Genomic DNA, 2,284 nt, shown 5'->3' with positions numbered 1-2,284 from the left:
TTTTTCACCCTTATCAAGACCAAGTGTTTCGATTACATATGTGCCTTGAAGCACACCAACTAAGTAGTTATCAAAAGTTGCATAGTAGTCAACATACTCACTACCTCTGATTAAACGGTCATAAGCGATTACTTTGATACCCGCTTTACCAGCTTCATCTAAAACACCCTTAAGTGCTTCACCATCGATTGATGCGATTACAAGAACTTTACAGCCTTTAGTAATCATGTTTTCTAGGTCTTTGATTTGTTGATCTACTGAATCTTCAGCATATAAAAGTTCAACTGCGTAACCTTGCTTTTCAAGCTCAGCCTTCATGTTAGCACCGTCTTGATTCCATCTTTGCAACGATTTAGTTGGCATTGAAACACCAATTAAATTCTCTTCTGCTTTTTGTGCACAGCCTACAAATAATGACGCGATCATCATTATAATCAACAATAATACACCCGCTTTTTTCATGCTCTTAATCCTCCCTTAAATTGATACTTCGTTAAAGTACAAACACAGTTTACAAGGATTTAACATTTTCTAAAATAGAGTGAATTATCATGTTCTAGACAGAATTAATAATGTCGTGTATACAAAAGAAAAGAACTAGACAAAATTAATCACAAAATTGTCTAGTTCTGATATTTAGGTTTTATTGACTTGGCCACTCTGACTTTGGAATGTTGCGATAAACATCCTCGAGCAAGTGAAAACCATCCTTGATCACCACAGCGACGATGTTGTCCTTGGTCACGAGTTTAGGCGTAAGCTTCACATAGGGGATGTTTCTTTCACCATCGAAAATGGTATCCTCTGTATAGGACTTGTCAGACTCTGTGGTCACCATCTCCACTGCGATTTCAGCAGCCGTTTGGGCAAGTGTCTTAATGGGCTTGTAGACCGTCATATACTGGGTACCTTCGACAATCCTCTGGCATGCAGAGAGATTGGCATCGTGGCCAGTGACATAAACCGACTCTGCCAGCTGTCTTTCAAGCAAAGCCCTAATGGCCCCTTCTGCCAAATCGTCATTTGCACCGATAATGCCATCTATTTTAAGACCTGAATCAATGACTTCATTCACTGCATCGTAAGCGTAAATTTCACGCCAGTCCTCAGCCCAGACTTCCTTAATCACCTTGATCTCTCCAGCTTCAATTGCTGGTTTTAGTACAGACATATACCCTTCATTAAACATAAAGGCATTATGGTCTTTGGGTGAACCGTTGATGATGATGTAATTCCCCTTTGGCACCTTTTCAAGCAGCTGACTTCCCATGATCTGCCCAACCATGATGTTGTCAAAGGAGATGTAAAGGTCTACATTACCCTTCTCGACTAGGCGATCATAGGCGATGACCTTAACATTGTTTCGCTTGGCCTGTTTAAGTGCCGGTCCTATGGCATTTCGATCATAGGGTATGATCACAATAGCATCTACCCCTTGCTCCACCAAGTCTTTCACCTGTTCACTCTGAAGTGCTGCATCTTCGTTGGCATTTTTTAAAATCACCTCAGCCCCCAAACTCTTGGCCTTTGAAATAAAAATATCTCGGTCTTTTTGCCAGCGTTCTATAACAAGTGAATCCACTAGAAATCCAATCTTAATCGTGTCATCCTTTTCAGGTGGCGGCTCTTGCCAAAAAAGCAATATCCCCCCCATGATAAAAAATACAATTATGAGAAAACTGCCTCTTCTGACGTTCATGTGCTTCCCCCTCACATCTATCTCTTAGAATTGACTTTTTACTTGATTCATAAATTCTGTCGGCATGAGCCCTGTTTGTTTTTTAAACAAGCGGCTAAAGTAATTTGGATCTGAATAGCCCACCTCAAAACATATTTCCTTAACGGATTTATAAGAGGTCTTCATCAGGGTTTGTGCCATACCCACCCTTACACGCGTTAAATACTCTATAAAATTCTGGCCCGTCTCCTCTTTAAAGAGCTTACTGAGATACTGAGGGCTGATGTTTAACTGCCTTGCAATGCCCTCTAGGGTGATTTCAGTATGATACTCTTGTTCAAGTGCCCTCTTGGCACGTTCCACGATAAAGGAGCACTTTTTACTCTTACTTTTCTCAATTTGTTCTGTGATGTATTTGATTCGATTGGTGAGCCATCTCTGTACATCGCTAGGATTGTTAAGGGCAATCATTTCCTTAAGATACTGATCATAGCGGATAATGGCATCCTCTTCAACACCCTCGTCATAGGCCACCCTATACATGAGCACCACCAGTTCAAGAAGGCGCTCCTGCTGCGTGGCGATGCCTTGATAGAGAAAGTCAAA

At 41.2% G+C, this 2,284-nt stretch carries 3 protein-coding genes; all 3 read right to left on the bottom strand.

The window, feature by feature from the left end; translation table 11 throughout:
• Nucleotides 1-462 (bottom strand): substrate-binding domain-containing protein (locus AC220I_RS21445; RefSeq protein ID WP_486725909.1); only part of this gene is annotated, 462 nt, incomplete at its 3' end.
• Between the two features lie 181 nt (nt 463-643).
• A complete protein-coding gene (locus AC220I_RS21440) occupies nt 644-1,699 on the bottom strand; it encodes a D-xylose ABC transporter substrate-binding protein (protein WP_486725908.1) in 1,056 nt (351 codons plus the stop codon).
• Nucleotides 1,700-1,723: 24 nt separating this feature from the next.
• The coding region (locus AC220I_RS21435; RefSeq protein WP_486725907.1) for a helix-turn-helix domain-containing protein at nt 1,724-2,284 on the bottom strand (561 nt) is incomplete at its 5' end.

This window comes from Fusibacter sp. (genome assembly GCF_057447755.1).
Note: the sequence above shows the minus strand (reverse complement) of the source record. Positions and strands in the feature narration are given on the sequence as shown.

Coding starts and splice junctions, on each gene's coding strand:
- AC220I_RS21440 (WP_486725908.1), bottom strand. CDS start 1,699: ATGAACGTCAGAAGAGGCAGTTTTCTCATAATTGTATTTTTTATCATG.